This is a genomic window from Streptomyces sp. NPDC001220 (assembly GCF_053597895.1).
Genome location: NZ_JBSFJE010000011.1, coordinates 32,783 through 48,739, shown reverse-complemented (window position 1 = coordinate 48,739; position 15,957 = coordinate 32,783). Strand labels below are relative to the sequence as shown.

At 70.8% G+C, this 15,957-nt stretch carries 8 protein-coding genes; 5 read left to right on the top strand and 3 right to left on the bottom strand.

Annotated features, from left to right (window positions below):
- Positions 1–85 precede the first annotated feature (85 nt).
- From ACWDGI_RS25625 to ACWDGI_RS25615, 3 genes are read left to right on the top strand one after another with little or no spacing between them, the layout of a single operon-like run.
- The gene (locus ACWDGI_RS25625) at positions 86–5,260 is read left to right on the top strand and encodes an HD domain-containing protein (protein ID WP_450762707.1); all 5,175 of its coding nucleotides are present in this window, start codon (positions 86–88) and stop codon (positions 5,258–5,260) included.
- On the top strand, positions 5,257–5,589 hold the full coding sequence (locus ACWDGI_RS25620) for a hypothetical protein (protein ID WP_450762705.1): 333 nt from the start codon (positions 5,257–5,259) through the stop codon (positions 5,587–5,589). Before ACWDGI_RS25625 ends, ACWDGI_RS25620 begins: the two co-directional genes overlap by 4 nt.
- The gene (locus tag ACWDGI_RS25615; RefSeq protein WP_450762703.1) at positions 5,586–6,047 is read left to right on the top strand and encodes a hypothetical protein; all 462 of its coding nucleotides are present in this window, start codon (positions 5,586–5,588) and stop codon (positions 6,045–6,047) included. Before ACWDGI_RS25620 ends, ACWDGI_RS25615 begins: the two co-directional genes overlap by 4 nt.
- A 102-nt stretch (positions 6,048–6,149) precedes the next feature.
- Here the strand turns inward: ACWDGI_RS25615 and ACWDGI_RS25610 are convergent, their stop codons facing one another.
- From ACWDGI_RS25610 to ACWDGI_RS25600, 3 genes are all read right to left on the bottom strand, one after another.
- Entirely contained in the window at positions 6,150–7,610 is a 1,461-nt protein-coding gene (locus tag ACWDGI_RS25610; RefSeq protein ID WP_450762701.1) for a glutamate synthase subunit beta, read from the bottom strand.
- Entirely contained in the window at positions 7,603–12,207 is a 4,605-nt protein-coding gene (gltB, locus tag ACWDGI_RS25605; protein ID WP_450762699.1) for a glutamate synthase large subunit, read from the bottom strand. Before gltB ends, ACWDGI_RS25610 begins: the two co-directional genes overlap by 8 nt.
- A 374-nt stretch (positions 12,208–12,581) precedes the next feature.
- Positions 12,582–13,313 (bottom strand): VIT1/CCC1 transporter family protein, encoded by a 732-nt coding sequence (locus ACWDGI_RS25600; RefSeq protein WP_450762697.1) that lies wholly within the window; start codon positions 13,311–13,313, stop codon positions 12,582–12,584.
- Between the two features lie 295 nt (positions 13,314–13,608).
- Here ACWDGI_RS25600 and ACWDGI_RS25595 point away from each other — a divergent pair, with 295 nt between their 5' ends.
- Positions 13,609–14,838, top strand: a complete 1,230-nt coding sequence (locus ACWDGI_RS25595; RefSeq protein ID WP_450762695.1) for an ADP-ribosylglycohydrolase family protein — start codon at positions 13,609–13,611, stop codon at positions 14,836–14,838.
- The gene (locus ACWDGI_RS25590; protein WP_450762693.1) at positions 14,835–15,953 is read left to right on the top strand and encodes an ADP-ribosylglycohydrolase family protein; all 1,119 of its coding nucleotides are present in this window, start codon (positions 14,835–14,837) and stop codon (positions 15,951–15,953) included. Before ACWDGI_RS25595 ends, ACWDGI_RS25590 begins: the two co-directional genes overlap by 4 nt.
- The last annotated feature ends 4 nt before the right edge of the window (positions 15,954–15,957 follow it).

Sequence of the window (15,957 nt, the reverse complement as noted above, 5' to 3'; positions counted from 1 at the left end):
GCCACGACCGATGCGAATCCATCTCATCAGGCCTGGCGCTCTGGGATGATTGCTGACTCGTTTCGGGTGACCTGAGGGGAAGCGGATGGGGGCCGAGCAGACGGAGGGTCCGGCGCAGGGCCGGCGGCGGGCGCTCGTCGTCGGGGTGGGGCACACACCCTCGCTGGAGAAGGACGTGCATCTCGCCGAACACTTCCCGGCGCTCGAGGGCGCGTCCGAGGACGTCGAACTCGTCGGCCGGTCACTGCGTCAGTCTCTTTACGAGGTACGGCAGCTGACCGATCCGGGGGGATCCGAGCTGCTGGGTGCACTGCAGGAGTTCTTCGACGCGTGCGAGCCCGGGGACACGGCGTTCCTGTACATCTCCTGCCACGGCGTGACACTCGGCAAGCGCGATTACCTGCTGCCCGCCGACACTCAACCCGGCCGCGCCGCCCAGGACGGCGTACGACCTCTGCTCGACCGTACGCTGATACCCGCCGACCCCGAGGGTCTGCTCGACGGCCTGCCCGCTGGCGTGACCACCGTTGTCTGCCTGGACACCTGCCGTACCGAGGACCCGACGGCCGCGTCCGAACAGAGCAGGAAGACGGTACTGACGGCCGAAGAGGACGTGTACTGGCTGTACAGCTGCGGCCGGGGCCAGCGCTCCTACGCGGATCCGCAGGAGGGCAGTTGGTTCGGCCGCGCACTCGCCAAGGCGCTCGCCCCGACGACCCAGCCGACCACCTTCACCGACCTCGTCCGGTACACCCAGGCCGCCGTACGCCGGACCGCCTCCGACGCGGGAGTCCAGCCGCCCACCTTAGAGCGGTACGTCCCGCACGGCAGGGGCGACGAGTCCCCGAGCCCGGTGCTGTGCGAGGGCGCGCAGGAGGTCTACCGCTGGACCACGATGATCGAGACCTCCTGTCTGTGGGAGTACACCTCGGGCGGCGCCGCCGTGCACGAGCGGGTACGAAAACGGCTGGGCGCGCTCGTCGAGCACATCGTGGACTCGCTGTCCACGGAGGGGGCGCATCGCGCCGATCCCTGGGCCGATCCCACCTATCCGGTCCGGGTGGTGGAGCAGTTGGGCATCCTGGTGAAGCGGGCCGGGCTGGAGGGACGGGACCTGCTGTCGCCCGCCGAGACGGCGGCGTTGCTCGCCGCGCCGGTCGTCCACGAGGGCATCGTCGCCATCGCGCTGGAGGAACTGCGCCGGACGATGCCCGACGGCATGGACGTCAAGGCGGCGCCGGACGAACCGGCCGACGGCCACGACCACCTGGTCCGGGGCGCCGCCCACGACGTGTGCCGCGCGCACTCCCAGGTCCGGCGCGCCACCGCGACCCTGCGCCGACGTGGCCTCCAGGAGCAGGCGGCCGCCGCCGACCACTGGCTGCGGCACCGGTTCATCACGGAGTGGGACCTGCTGTGGGAACGCACCGGCGCCTACCCCTCCGTGGACAGGATCCTCGACCTGCTGGCCGGCGCCGTCCTCGACTCGGGAGGGGACCCCTCGGCGGCCCCCGTACGCCCCGCTGCCCGGGCCGCCGTCGACGGCCAGCTGCGTCAGGTTCTCGGCCATCTCGCGGTGCAGCCCAGCTCCAGTCCTCGCATCAACGACACTCCCGGCGGCGACGAGTGGCGGCTCTACCCTCCGGTGCCGGGCAACCAGTGGCGCGCCCCCGACCTGGCGCGCCTGTTGTGGACGGCCGGTCTGCTCGCCGCCGACCCACGCCGTATGTCCAGCGTGCTGGTCGACCATCTCGGCGCCCATGAACCACTCGCCCCCGCAGAGGTCGTGGCGGCGCTGTCGGCCGACTTCGGCTACGATGCGGCACCGCTCGGTGAGACAGAGAACGGCCCCTACGAGCTCACCGTCCGGTTCGCCTGCCCGCATCCGGCGCTCCATGTGGCGGCCGAGGAACTGGCCGCGCGGGCCAACACCACGGTGAGCCTGCTGCACCTGGAGTGGCAGAAGCAGCGCACCACGCCACCGGCCCTGCTCCGGGGCTTCCCGGAGCGGGTCACCAGCGAGCAGCTCGTCCCTCTGGACGACCGGTACAAGCAGCCCCTGGAGCGCTTCCGACTGGCCGAGGACGAGATCCGCCCGCTGCTCATGGGCACGCAGCTCTACGGCGATCGCATGCTGGCGGTGCGCGAGCTGTACCAGAACGCGCTCGACGCCTGCCGCTACCGGGACATGCGGCGCCAGTACGGGGTGATGCGGGGGCGGCCCGAGCTCGACTGGACCCCGAAGATCAGCTTCACCCAGGGCTGGGACAGGGACGGCAGGCCGTACATCGAATGCACGGACAACGGCTCGGGCATGAGCCGCGCGAAGCTGACGTCGATGTTCGCCAGAGCCGGCAAGCGGTACGAGCAAGACCCCGAGTTCGTCCAGGAGCGGCGCAACTGGCGGCGGGCGGGACTGAGTGAGATGCCGCTCAACTCACGCTTCGGGATCGGAGTGTTCAGCTACTTCATGCTGGCCGAGGAGGTGGTCGTCTGGACGAGTCCGGTGGACCACTACGGGCGGGCGGAGCGGTTGGATCCCCTGCGAGCAGACATCCAGTCCGGGTCGGGACTGCTGCGGATCAGCGACGACCCGACGGTGACCCTGGAGGGTGGCACGCGGGTGCGCCTGTACCTGGGGCAGGACGAGGACCGGCTGCCCTCACTGGTGGAGACGTTGGAGTCGTTTCTCTGGGTGGCGGACTTCGCCGTGGAGGCGGTGGAACTCGGGCGGAACCCGGCCGATGACCCGGTCCGCAAGAACCGTTGGAAGCCCGGCGTGCTCACGACTCCCGACCCGGCGCACTGGACCTTCGAAGCGGTACAGGGTTCGCGGGACGTCTGGCTGGTGCAGGGGCCCAGGGTGTGGCTGCTGGACGGTGTGCGGATCAGGAGCAATGCCGATACGGAGGAGTACGGCTACGTCATCAACCTGCGGGAACGGCACCGCCCGGAGCCCAGCGTGGACCGCAACACACTTATTTCCTACGACGCCGACGTGGTGAGAACCGAACTGCTCGCATCGGTCCCCAGGGCGGCGGCTCAGTGGAACACGGTGCGCATGAGCTGGCTGTGGGATCTCGCGACGACGTCGTCCCAGTTCGCCATCGCGGTACTCGACTCGTTGCCGGCCCACGCACAAGCCGTTGTGGAGCAGCCGGATTGGGCCAAACGCCCGGCTCGTTTGGTGCCCCTGGCCACGGCGGGCTGCTTGCCCATGGACAGGGAGGGCGAGCGTGCCAAGGGCCAGCTGTCGTTCCGTATGGGTAGGTACGAAAGCGTTCTCGCGAACGCATGGCGTTCGACGCGTCTGGGCCTCCTGCGCCACGACAGAGCCCCCTTCGCGCCTCCCGGCTATCCGACGCCGGGGAGCATGGACTCCGTGCTCTTCCAGACGGAGCGTGACCCGGACGGGTGGGTCTCGGTGATCAGAGCCTCGGTCCGGGCGGGAGTGCCGCTGGGTACGGTGCTACGGGCCCTGCGCCGTTACGCGATCATCGGTATCGAGGTTCCCGCGGCCGCGGACATCCGGAAACTAGGCGATGTCCGGCCTTCCGGCGCCCTGCTGATGCTGGCCACCGGATACCAGCACGTGCTGTTGCGCGGTAACGCCGCCGACTGGCTTCGGCCCGCGGTCCACTCACCGCTCCTCCAGGTCGCCGCGACACACCGGCTGAGCCTCGGTGCCGCCGCCGCTCTTCTGGAACAGCTCCGGACCTGGCAACCGGAGCTTCCGGCCGGCCCTGAACTGAGCACCGAACTCGCCTCCGAGGTTCCCACCCTGCGTGACGGGATAATGCTGGTGGACCGCGGCTACAGAAGTCCCGATGGCCCCATGTGGCCCGGCACGTTGCACGTCATGGACCTTCTCACCCGACCCAACCCCAGTGGCTCCGTCCACACTCTGGCGGCGCGCGTCCGGCACTTCGGGCCGCTCGGGTTCTCCCTCCGGTCCGAGCCCTCACAGGCCGCGCTCTCCCACGGGCCGCTCCCCGCGCCGGAACAGACCCTGTTCACCGTTCCGAGGGGGAACTACACCCGCAACACCCGTTATCGCGACAGTGATCTGTCCGTCGCCGACCTGCTCCTGATCGCCGCCGAGCTGGAGATACGGCCGAGCGAAGTCGCCTCGCGAGTGAATGCTCTGACTCCGGTGACGGGAATCCGCGCCGCGCAGCCTCCCACCGAGATCTCCGACGTCATCCCCGCCGGACAGGCCGTCACCGTGCTGAAGAGAATGAGCGTCGGCCAGTGGGAGGACGTATCCCCGTGGCAATTCGTCATCGCTGTGTACAGGGGCAGCGGCGCCAGGACTGACTCGCACTCCGTCACGGCCGAAGCCCATGACACCGAAGAGGCCTTGCGTCTTCTTTCGGCGGCCGGTCTACTCTCCTCCGACTTCGAAGTGTCGAAGGACCGGGTCGTGCGCCAACTCGGCGTCCTGGATCACCCTCTGAAGCCCAAAAGGAACCTCCGGAACAAACTCGAAGTGGACCGAGGGGGCGTGAGCCTGTGCCTCCTGACCGAGCTGAGCGCGTTCGAGCGGCTCTCGATCGGAGACCTCTTCGATCGGCTGACCGACGAGGAGCAGCCCTTGCCGCTCGGTGTCGCTCCGACCTCACCCAAAGTCCTCGATCTCCAGGCGACTCACAGCGACGTCACGGCCCTTGTCTCCATGGGGAAGGGCTTCTATCCCACACTCACCGTCCAGAGGCTGCTCAAGCACGCCCAGGACACCCACCGCAGCATCGCCGCCTCCGTCGAGCGCCTGGGCCGCTTCACTCCGTTGGGAGCCGCTCCACCCCGGTGCACCCCTGCCGAAGCCGCCGCCCTCGACCGCTTCACCCCGGACATCTTCGACCTCGCCGCCTTCGACCCAGGCCTCATCGGCGAAGGCCCCCTCGGCCCCCTCGAACTCGTCCGCACAGCCGGTCGCTTCGGTTGGACCCTGGGCCGGACCTACGACCGCTACGCCCCGCTGTCCTGCCTGGGTCTCGAAGTCACCGTCCGCAGGCCCACCTCTGAAGAAGGTGACCTCATCCCCGACTGGCGGGACCTGATCGTCCTCACCGAGCAGCTGACCGGCCGGCACCCCGCCCTGGCCGGTGCCGTCCCCCGGGACCACATCACCCTGTGTTCGGAGGAGACCGACCTCTCCGAGGCCGCGGTCCGGGAGCGGCTCGCCTGCTACTCGGGCCTCTTCTCCCTCGAACTCGACCCCGACCTCCCTCCCGAAGCGACGGAAGGCACCCCCGAGTGACCGCTCCCATCCCCTACGACCCCGACGCCGTCCACACCCCCGTACTGACCTTCCAGTGGACCGTACGGGGGACCGGAGACGATGCCGTGTACGAGGCCGCCGGGGTCTGTCCTGTCTGCGGCTGTGCCATGCGGCGGACCTGGAGCTTCGGCCAGCCGCCCGTCGGCAAGGGCGGTTTCCTGGGGCGGCGGAAGGAACCGGGGCCCGAGCCGTACTACTCGGTCTGCCAGTGCCGCACCCTGCACATGAACCGCCCGGCGAGCGAGCCCCTGGGGTGCGGTGCCCTCCTCGCGATCGCACCCCCGCGCCAGGCCGGAGGCACACCGTGACCTACACGCCCACCCCTCGGCAACTCCGGGAGGCCGACCGCCGTATACCCGAACTGTCGCTGTCCGAGCGGCAGTTGCAGGAGGCTCTGCGCCAGGCCGAGGGGTACCGGAACTTCCTCGCCTCCCTCACCGGGCTGCTGTCCGCCGTCTTCGTGCTGAAAGGGCAGGAAGATGTCACGAAGCTCGGCGAGGCCGTGCGATGGAGTGTGACCGCGCTGCTCGGGACCGGATTCCTCGCGCTGATCACCGCATCGTGGCTGAGCGTGAGCGCCGTACACGGACGCCCGGGTGAGGAGATCCTCCTGGAGGCGGGGCGGTTGCTGCGCTGGGAGCGGGAGCGTACCCGCCAGATCTGGCGGCTCGTCGAGGGAGCGCGGTGGCTCGGATTCGCCGGCGTGCTCGCGATCGCCACGGCAGTCGTCGTCACCTGGGCCTGGCCGGGTGGGTCCGGCAAGTAGCACACATGCTGCGGCACCTGCCCAGTCGTCCGGTCGGGGACTGGCGGGCAGGCGCCGCATGGTGTTCCGTACGCCTTTGTACGGGACGTTCTTCGGGGTGGGTCAGACCATCAGCGAGCGGTCCGTCGGGCGGATCGGGGCCGGGAGTTCGCTCGCACCGGTCAGGAAGCGGTCGACGCCCTTGGCGGCCGAGCGGCCCTCCGCGATCGCCCAGACGATCAGGGACTGGCCACGGCCGGCGTCCCCGGCGACGAAGACACCGGGCACGTTGGTCTGGAAGCCGGCGTCGCGGGCGACGTTGCCGCGCTCGTCGAGGTCGAGACCGAACTGCTCGACCAGGCCGTTGTCCCGGTCGGTGCCGGTGAAGCCCATCGCGAGGGTGACCAGCTGGGCCGGGATCCGGCGCTCGGTGCCCGGCTTGGGGGTCAGCTTGCCGTCGATGAACTCCACCTCGGTGAGGTGCAGCCACTGGACGTTGCCGTCCTCGTCGCCCTCGAAGTGGGTGGTGGAGACGGAGTAGACCCGCTCACCGCCCTCCTCGTGCGCCGAGGTGACCTTGTAGAGCATCGGGAAGGTCGGCCACGGCTGGTGCGGCGCCCGGTCCTCGCCCGGCCTGGGCATGATCTCCAGCTGGGTGACCGAGGCCGCGCCCTGGCGGTGGGCGGTGCCCACGCAGTCCGCGCCGGTGTCGCCGCCGCCGATGACGACCACGTGCTTGCCCTCGGCCGAGATCGGGGAGGTGACGTAGTCGCCCTCCTGGACCTTGTTCGACAGCGGCAGGTACTCCATCGCCTGGTGGACGCCCTTCAGCTCCCGTCCGGGGACCGGGAGGTCACGGGCGGTGGTGGCACCGGCGGCGATCACGATCGCGTCGTACCGCTTCTTCAGGTCGGTCGCCTTGAGGTCGCGGCCGATCTCGATACCGGTACGGAAGCGGGTGCCCTCCGCGCGCATCTGCTCGATGCGGCGGTTGATGTGCCGCTTCTCCATCTTGAACTCGGGGATGCCGTAGCGGAGCAGGCCGCCGACACGGTCGGCGCGCTCGTAGACGGCGACCGTGTGGCCGGCCCGGGTGAGCTGCTGGGCGGCGGCGAGGCCCGCCGGGCCCGAGCCGATCACGGCGACGGTCTTGCCGGACAGGCGCTCCGGGGCCTGCGGGGCGACGGTGCCCGCGTCCCACGCCTTGTCGATGATCGAGACCTCGACGTTCTTGATGGTGACGGCCGGCTGGTTGATGCCGAGCACACACGCCGACTCGCACGGGGCCGGGCAGAGGCGACCGGTGAACTCGGGGAAGTTGTTGGTCGCGTGCAGGCGCTCCGAGGCGGCCGTCCAGTCCTCGCGGTAGGCGAAGTCGTTCCACTCGGGGATCAGGTTCCCGAGCGGACAGCCGTTGTGGCAGAACGGGATCCCGCAGTCCATGCACCGGCCGGCCTGCTTGCTGATGATCGGCAGCAGCGAGCCGGGGACGTAGACCTCGTTCCAGTCCTGGACGCGCTCGGTGACGGGACGGGTCCGGGCGACCTCACGGCCGTGGGTCAGGAAGCCCTTCGGGTCAGCCATTGATCGCCGCCTCCATCATCTTCTCGGTGATCTCGGTCTCGGAGAGACCCGCTCGCTCGGCGGCGTCCTTGGCGGCGAGCACTGCCTTGTACGTGCTGGGGATGATCTTGCTGAACCGCCGCACGGCCGTGTCCCAGTCGGCGAGCAGCTTCTCGGCGACCGTGGAGCCCGTCTCCTCGGCGTGCCGGCGCACCACGTCGTGCAGCCACTGCTTGTCCGTGTCGTCCAGGGCCTCGACGGCGTCCACGTTGCCGACGTTGACGTTGTCGCGGTTCAGGTCGATGACGTAGGCGATGCCACCGGACATGCCGGCCGCGAAGTTACGGCCCGTCTCGCCCAGGACCACCGCGTGACCGCCGGTCATGTACTCGCAGCCGTGGTCGCCCACGCCCTCCGAGACCACCAGCGCACCGGAGTTGCGGACGCAGAACCGCTCGCCGGTGCGACCGCGCAGGAACAGCTCGCCGCCGGTCGCGCCGTACGCGATGGTGTTGCCGGCGATGGTGGAGAACTCGGCGAGGTGGTCGGCGTTGCGGTCGGGGCGCACGATGACCCGGCCGCCGGAGAGGCCCTTGCCGACGTAGTCGTTGGCGTCGCCCTCCAGGCGGAGCGTGACACCGCGCGGCAGGAAGGCGCCGAAGGACTGGCCGGCCGAGCCGGTGAAGGTGATGTCGATGGTGTCGTCGGGCAGGCCCGCGCCGCCGAACTTCTTCGTCACCTCGTGGCCGAGCATGGTGCCGACCGTGCGGTTGATGTTGCGCACCTTGATCTGGGCGCGCACCGGCTGGGCGTCGGTGGCGCTGGAGGCGGCCAGAGCGTCCGAGGCGAGCTTGATCAGCTCGTTGTCCAGGGCCTTCTCCAGGCCGTGGTCCTGCCGGACGGTCTGGTGCAGGGCCGCGCCCTCGGGCAGCTCGGGCACGTGGAAGAGCGGGGCCAGGTCCAGGCCCTGCGCCTTCCAGTGGTTCACGGCGCGGGTGACGTCGAGCGCCTCCGCGTGGCCGACGGCCTCCTCGATGGAGCGGAAGCCCAGCTCGGCGAGGATCTCGCGGACCTCCTCGGCGATGAACCGGAAGAAGTTGACGACGTACTCGGCCTTGCCGGAGAAGCGGTCGCGCAGCACCGGGTTCTGGGTGGCGACGCCGACCGGGCAGGTGTCCAGGTGGCAGACGCGCATCATGATGCAGCCGGAGACGACGAGGGGCGCGGTCGCGAAACCGAACTCCTCGGCGCCGAGCAGCGCGGCGATGACCACGTCACGGCCCGTCTTCAGCTGGCCGTCGGTCTGGACCACGATCCGGTCCCGCAGGCCGTTGAGCAGCAGGGTCTGCTGGGTCTCGGCGAGACCGAGCTCCCAGGGACCGCCCGCGTGCTTCAGCGAGGTCAGCGGGGAGGCACCCGTGCCGCCGTCGTGGCCGGAGATGAGCACGACGTCCGCGTGCGCCTTCGACACACCGGCGGCGACCGTGCCGACGCCGACCTCCGAGACCAGCTTGACGTGAATCCGCGCCTGCGGGTTCGCGTTCTTGAGGTCGTGGATCAGCTGGGCCAGGTCCTCGATGGAGTAGATGTCGTGGTGCGGCGGCGGGGAGATCAGGCCGACGCCCGGGGTGGAGTGCCGGGTCTTGGCGACCCACGGGTAGACCTTGTGGCCGGGCAGCTGGCCGCCCTCGCCGGGCTTGGCGCCCTGGGCCATCTTGATCTGGATGTCGTCGGCGTTGACCAGGTACTCGGAGGTCACGCCGAAGCGGCCGGACGCGACCTGCTTGATGGCGCTGCGCCGCGCCGGGTCGTACAGCCGGTCCGGGTCCTCGCCGCCCTCACCGGTGTTGGACTTGCCGCCCAGCTGGTTCATGGCGATGGCGAGGGTCTCGTGGGCCTCGCGCGAGATGGAGCCGTAGGACATGGCGCCGGTGGAGAAGCGCTTGACGATCTCGGAGACCGGCTCGACCTCGTCGACGGAGATCGGCGCGCGGCCTTCGGTACCGGACTTGAAGCCGAAGAGCCCGCGGAGCGTCATGAGCCGCTCGGACTGCTCGTTCACCCGGTCCGTGTACTTCTTGAAGATGTCGTAGCGGTTGGCACGCGTCGAGTGCTGGAGGCGGAAGACCGTCTCCGGGTCGAACAGGTGCGGCTCGCCCTCGCGGCGCCACTGGTACTCGCCGCCTATGTCCAGGGCGCGGTGGGCCGGCGCGATGCCGGAGGCCGGGTACGCCTTGGCGTGGCGGGCGGCGACCTCCTTGGCGATGACGTCGATGCCGACGCCGCCGATCTTGGTGGCGGTGCCGTTGAAGTACTTCTCGACGAACGCGGTGTCGAGACCGACGGCCTCGAAGACCTGGGCGCCCCGGTAGGAGGCGACCGTGGAGATGCCCATCTTGGACATGACCTTGAGGACGCCCTTGCCGAGGGCGTAGATCAGGTTGCGGATGGCCTGCTCGGACTCCATGCCCGGCAGGAAGGTGCCCGCGCGGGTCAGGTCCTCGACGGACTCCATGGCCAGGTAGGGGTTGACGGCGGCGGCGCCGAAGCCGATCAGCAGGGCCACGTGGTGGACCTCGCGGACGTCACCGGCCTCGACCAGCAGGCCCACCTGGGTGCGCTGCTTGGTGCGGATGAGGTGGTGGTGGACGGCCGCGGTGAGCAGCAGCGAGGGGATCGGCGCGTGCTCGGCGTCCGAGTGCCGGTCCGACAGGACGATCAGCCGGGCGCCGTTCCCGATGGCCGCGTCGGCCTCGGCGCAGATCTCCTCGATCCGCGCGGCGAGGGTGTCGCCGCCGCCGGAGACCCGGTACAGGCCGGACAGGGTCGCGGCCTTGAAGCCGGGCATGTCGCCGTCGGCGTTGATGTGGATGAGCTTGGCCAGCTCGTCGTTGTCGATCACAGGGAAGGGCAGCACGACGGAGCGGCAGGAGGCGGCGTTCGGGTCGAGCAGGTTGCCCGCGGGGCCGAGCGACGAGCGCAGGCTCGTCACCAGCTCTTCGCGGATCGCGTCCAGCGGCGGGTTGGTGACCTGCGCGAACAGCTGGGTGAAGTAGTCGAAGAGCAGCCGCGGGCGCTCGCTCAGCGCCGCGATCGGCGAGTCGGTGCCCATGGAGCCGATCGGCTCGGCACCGGCCTTGGCCATCGGCGCCAGGATGACGCGCAGCTCCTCCTCGGTGTAGCCGAAGGTCTGCTGGCGGCGGGTGACCGAGGCGTGGGTGTGCACGATGTGCTCGCGCTCGGGCAGGTCGCTCAGCTCGATCTCGCCGGCCTCGAGCCACTCGGCGTAGGGCTGTGCGGCGGCGAGGCCCGCCTTGATCTCGTCGTCCTCGATGATGCGGTGCTCGACGGTGTCGACGAGGAACATCCGGCCGGGCTGCAGCCGGCCCTTGCGGACGACCTTGGCGGGGTCGATGTCGAGGACGCCGACCTCGGAGCCGAGCACGACCAGGCCGTCGTCGGTGACCCAGTAACGGCCCGGGCGCAGACCGTTGCGGTCGAGAACGGCGCCGACCTGGGAGCCGTCGGTGAAGGTGACACAGGCGGGGCCGTCCCAGGGCTCCATCATCGTGGAGTGGAAGCCGTAGAAGGCGCGCCGGGCCGGGTCCATGGAGTCGTGGTTCTCCCACGCCTCCGGGATCATCATCAGCACCGAGTGCGGCAGCGAGCGGCCGCCGAGGTGCAGGAGTTCCAGCACCTCGTCGAAGGAGGCCGAGTCGGAGGCGTCGGGCGTACAGATCGGGAAGACCCGGTCCAACTTCTCCTGCGGGCCGAACAGGTCGGAGACCAGCTGGGACTCGCGGGCGACCATCCAGTTGCGGTTGCCCTTGACGGTGTTGATCTCACCGTTGTGGGCGACGAAGCGGTAGGGGTGCGCGAGCGGCCACGACGGGAAGGTGTTGGTGGAGAACCGGGAGTGCACGAGCGCGATCGCGGATGCGAAGCGACGGTCGGACAGGTCCGGGAAGAAGGGCTCCAGCTGGCCGGTGGTCAGCATGCCCTTGTAGACGATGGTCCGGGCGGACAGCGAGGGGAAGTAGACGCCCACCTCGCGCTCGGCGCGCTTGCGCAGCACGAACGCCCGGCGGTCCAGCGCGATGCCCTCGCTGGCGCCGTCGGTCACGAAGATTTGCCGGAAGACCGGCATGGTGGAGCGGGCGGTGGCGCCGAGCAGTTCCGGGGCGACCGGAACCTCGCGCCAGCCGAGGACGGTGAGGCCCTCCTCGCCGGCGATCGTCTCGATCTGTGAGACGGCGTCCTGGATGCCGTCCTCCGGAAGGAAGGCGATACCGACGGCGTACGACCCGGCCGGCGGCAGTTCGAATTCGGCCACCTCGCGGAAGAAGGCGTCGGGCACCTGGGAGAGCAGGCCGGCGCCGTCGCCGGAGTCGGGCTCGGAGCCGGTCGCGCCGCGGTGCTCGAGGTTGCGCAGAACCGTGAGCGCCTGCTCGACCAGCGCGTGGCTCGCCTCGCCGGTGAGGGTGGCCACAAAGCCGACGCCACAGGCGTCATGCTCGTTGCGGGGGTCGTACATACCCTGCGCAGCAGGGCGAGCATCCATGAACGACCAGTTCAGGCCATTCGTGGAGTGCTGGGACGGCTGGCGCGGCGTACGCATCGGCTCTCCCGTCGTCGTCAGTGGCGTATAGCAGGTGCCGAGGGACGACGCTGGCCCTCTGCGTTTTTGTTGCGAAATTTCACGCAGGTTACATGATGGAGCGGTTCTCGGGAACTGGATACACCGTTCCAACATGCGGACGCCGTAGGGGTTTACGGCGGCGTACCGCTCATGCGGTGAAGGTGGTGGGGGACCGATCCGGACAGATCCGTGTCCATCGGTCCGCAAGGGCGGGGGTGAGCGTCGCCGACACCCCACAGGTGCACGCCAGGCGTCCTTGCCTGCGGTGCTTACGGCTCATGCCCAGTGGTTAAGCATTCGAAACCAGCGAGTAACGGCTACTTATGCGGCCCAACGCATAAGTAGCGGTCCAGCTATCCTACGGCCGTTCCGAACAGGCTGCCCAGGGCGTACGTCACACCGGCCGCGGCGCCACCCAGCGCGAGCTGCCGCAGACCGCTGAACCACCAGGTCCGCGCGGTCACCCTGGCCACCACGGCACCACAGCCGAACAGCCCGACGAGCGCCAGCAGCAGGGCGGGCCAGAGCGCGGTGGCGCCGAGCAGGTACGGCAGCACGGGCAGCAGCGCGCCCAGCGCGAACGAGCCGAAGGAGGACACCGCGGCGACCAGCGGCGAGGGCAGGTCGCCGGGGTCGATGCCGAGTTCCTCGCGGGCGTGTATCTCCAGCGCCTGCTCCGGGTCGGCGGACAGCTGCCGGGCGACCTCCCGCGCGAGCGCCGCGTCGACCCCTCTCGCCTCGTAGAGGGCGGCCAGCTCGGCCTCCTCGTCCTGCGGATGCCGGCGCAGCTCCCTGCGCTCCACGTCCAGCTCGGCCTCGACGAGCTCACGCTGCGAGGCGACGGAGGTGTATTCGCCGGCGGCCATGGAGAAGGCACCGGCGGCCAGCCCCGCGAGCCCGGTGATGACGATGGTCTGATGGCTGACGGCGCCGCCGGCGACACCGGTGATCAGGGCGAGGTTGGAGACGAGCCCGTCCATGGCACCGAAGACCGCGGGCCGCAGCCACCCTCCGGTCACGTCCCGGTGGGTGTGGTTGTCCCGGTGCGCCTCGTGCAGCGTCGCCCGGGTCTCGATGACGGCCATGCGGGTCCCCCAACAGGTCTCGAAGTGCCTCACCTAAGCTGAGGCAAAGCTAAGTCTGGACTGATTCCATCTTTCGACAACATCGACAGTACGCTCCGACATTCCCCGCCGCCAGCAAGGAAAGGCTCGGCTAACCTGCGGCTTTACCCTTCTCCGCTCACTTGTGCGATGCTCCGCACAAATGTCGACCGGGTGATGTGGAGGCCCGGCAGGCTGCGGTCAACCGCCGTTGGTGGGACACATCCGCAAACGGTTCCGCGCCCCGGCGCGAAGCCCCTCCCGGAGAGGCCCGCCCATGTCATCGATCGTCTGCACCCCGCCGGCCCCCGCCCCCGACGAGCGCGCCTCCCCGCTGCACGACCGGGCGCGGGGCGCGCTGCTGGGCCTGGCGGTGGGCGACGCGCTCGGGGCGCCGGCGGAGAACATGAAGCCCTCCGAGATCCGCGCCCGCTGGGGCCGCATCACGGGGTACGTCACCGACACCCCGGCCGGCACGGACGACACCGAGTACGCGATCTTCTCCGGTCTGCTCCTCGCCCGCCACGGCTCGGCGCTCACCCCGGCCCATGTCGAGGCGGCCTGGCACGAGTGGATCGCCGACCGCGCCGAGGGCCCCTTCAAGGGCGCCGGCTTCAGCGAGCGCGGCACCCTGGAGAACCTCCGCCGGGGCCTCGCCGCCCCCATCTCCGCCCAGCACCGGCACGCCTGGAGCGACGGCCTGGCCATGCGGGCGGCCCCCTTCGGGGTCTTCGCGGCGGGCCGGCCCGTCGAGGCGGCCCGGCTGGTGGCGATCGACGGTTCGGTGAGCCACGAGGGCGAGGGCATCTACGGCGGCCAGGCGGTGGCGGCGGGCGTGGCGGCGGCGATGGCGGGGGCCCCGCCGACGGCGGTGGTCGCGGCCGCGCTGGCGGTGATCCCCGACGACTCCTGGACGGCCCGCTCCCTGCGCCGAGCCGTGTCGGTGGCCCACCGGGGCGAACGGGCGGTCCGCTCCGCGGTCGTCATCGGCGGCTACCCGTGGACCGACCTGGCCCCGGAGGCGGTGGCCCTGGCCTTCGGCGCGTACGCGGCGGCGGACGGCGACTTCCGGGATGCGGTACTGACGGCCGTCAACATGGGGCGCGACGCGGACACGACCGCAGCGGTGGCGGGGGCGCTGGCGGGGGCGACGCAGGGAGAGAAGGCGATCCCGCCGGACTGGGCCGCGGCGATCGGCCCGGCGAGGGGAAGCTGCCTGCCGTCGATGGCGGGCCAACACGTGCTGGAGGTGGCGGCACTCCTGACGGGAACGCCGCCGAGAACGCCGGCCCCGGCCTCCTCCCTACCGACCGAGCCACCCCCTCCGCCTCCCACCGAGCCCCACCCCACGCCCCCAACGCCCACAGCGACCGAACCCCGCCGCACGACACCAACGCCAGCACCGACCGAGCGCCCCTCGACCTCGGCCTCCCCATCGACCGAGCCACGGCCTTCGGCGCCGGCCCTTCAAGGGACCTCGGGCGGCTGCAGCGAGGGACTGCGGTGAAGCCGCGCCGTATCGAGGGGCTGCTGCTCGGCCTCGCCGCAGGCGACGCGGCCGGCTGGCCCGCCGCCCGGCACCGCGCCGCCCGCATGCCGGAGTGGACCCGCCGTCTCACCAGGGAACTCGACACCTTCGCCGAACAGAACGCGACCACCACCCTTCCCGTCCCCATCGCCCTCAACCAGCCCCCCGAGCCCCTCCGCCTCGGTCCCTCCGACGACGCCGAGTGGGCGGCCTTCGCCGCGGAAGCCGTCCTGCGCGCCGGCGACGACACCGCCCTCGCCGACCTCAGCCGTGAGCTCCGTACCCGCGCCGCCATCGACCTCACCTGGACCGCCGTGGCCTCCGAGGTCGCCGCCGCCGCGGAACGCGCCCCCGAGATCGAGTCGGCCGTCCTCCCCCTGCGCGCCCGTATCTCCGTCCGCGCCGGCCTCGGCAACCTCGCCACCGGCCTGCGCCCGCCCGCCACCGGCCACGACAACCCGCACTACTTCGACGACGCCGCCTGTGTCCGCGCCTGCGCACTCGCCGTCGCACACCCCGGTGACCCCCAACGCGCCGCGGACCTCGCCGAGTTCGACGCCCACTACACGCAGGACGGCGACGGAGTGCACGGCGCCCGCGCCATGGCGGCGGCCGTCGCCCTCGCCCTCGTCGGCGCCGAGGTGGAGACCTGCGTGGCCGCCGCGCTCGCCGAACTTCCCGAGGCCACCGAGATCGGCCGCAACGCCCGCCACGCCCTGACCCTCACCGCCTCGGCCGACACCGCGTTCGCCCTCGTCCCCCTCCTCGAACACCAAATCGTCGACCACGTCTACAGCTACGGCATCGCCGCCGCCGAAACCGTCCCGGTCGCCCTCGCCCTCGCCACCGCCGCACGCGGCCGGATCGCCGAGGCCGTCCCCGCCGCCGCCTGTCTCTCCAGGGTCGCCGACTCGGCCCCCGCCCTGGCCGGCGCACTCACCGGGGCCCTCGGCGGCGGCGACTCGATCCCACCGCCCTGGCGGGACGCCTGCCGCACCCTCTCCGGCTGCGCCCTCCCCCGTCTCACCGGCACCGACCTCGTGGAACTCGCCGAACTCCTGGAAGCCACACAACCGGCCCGTCCAGGTGGATGATTCG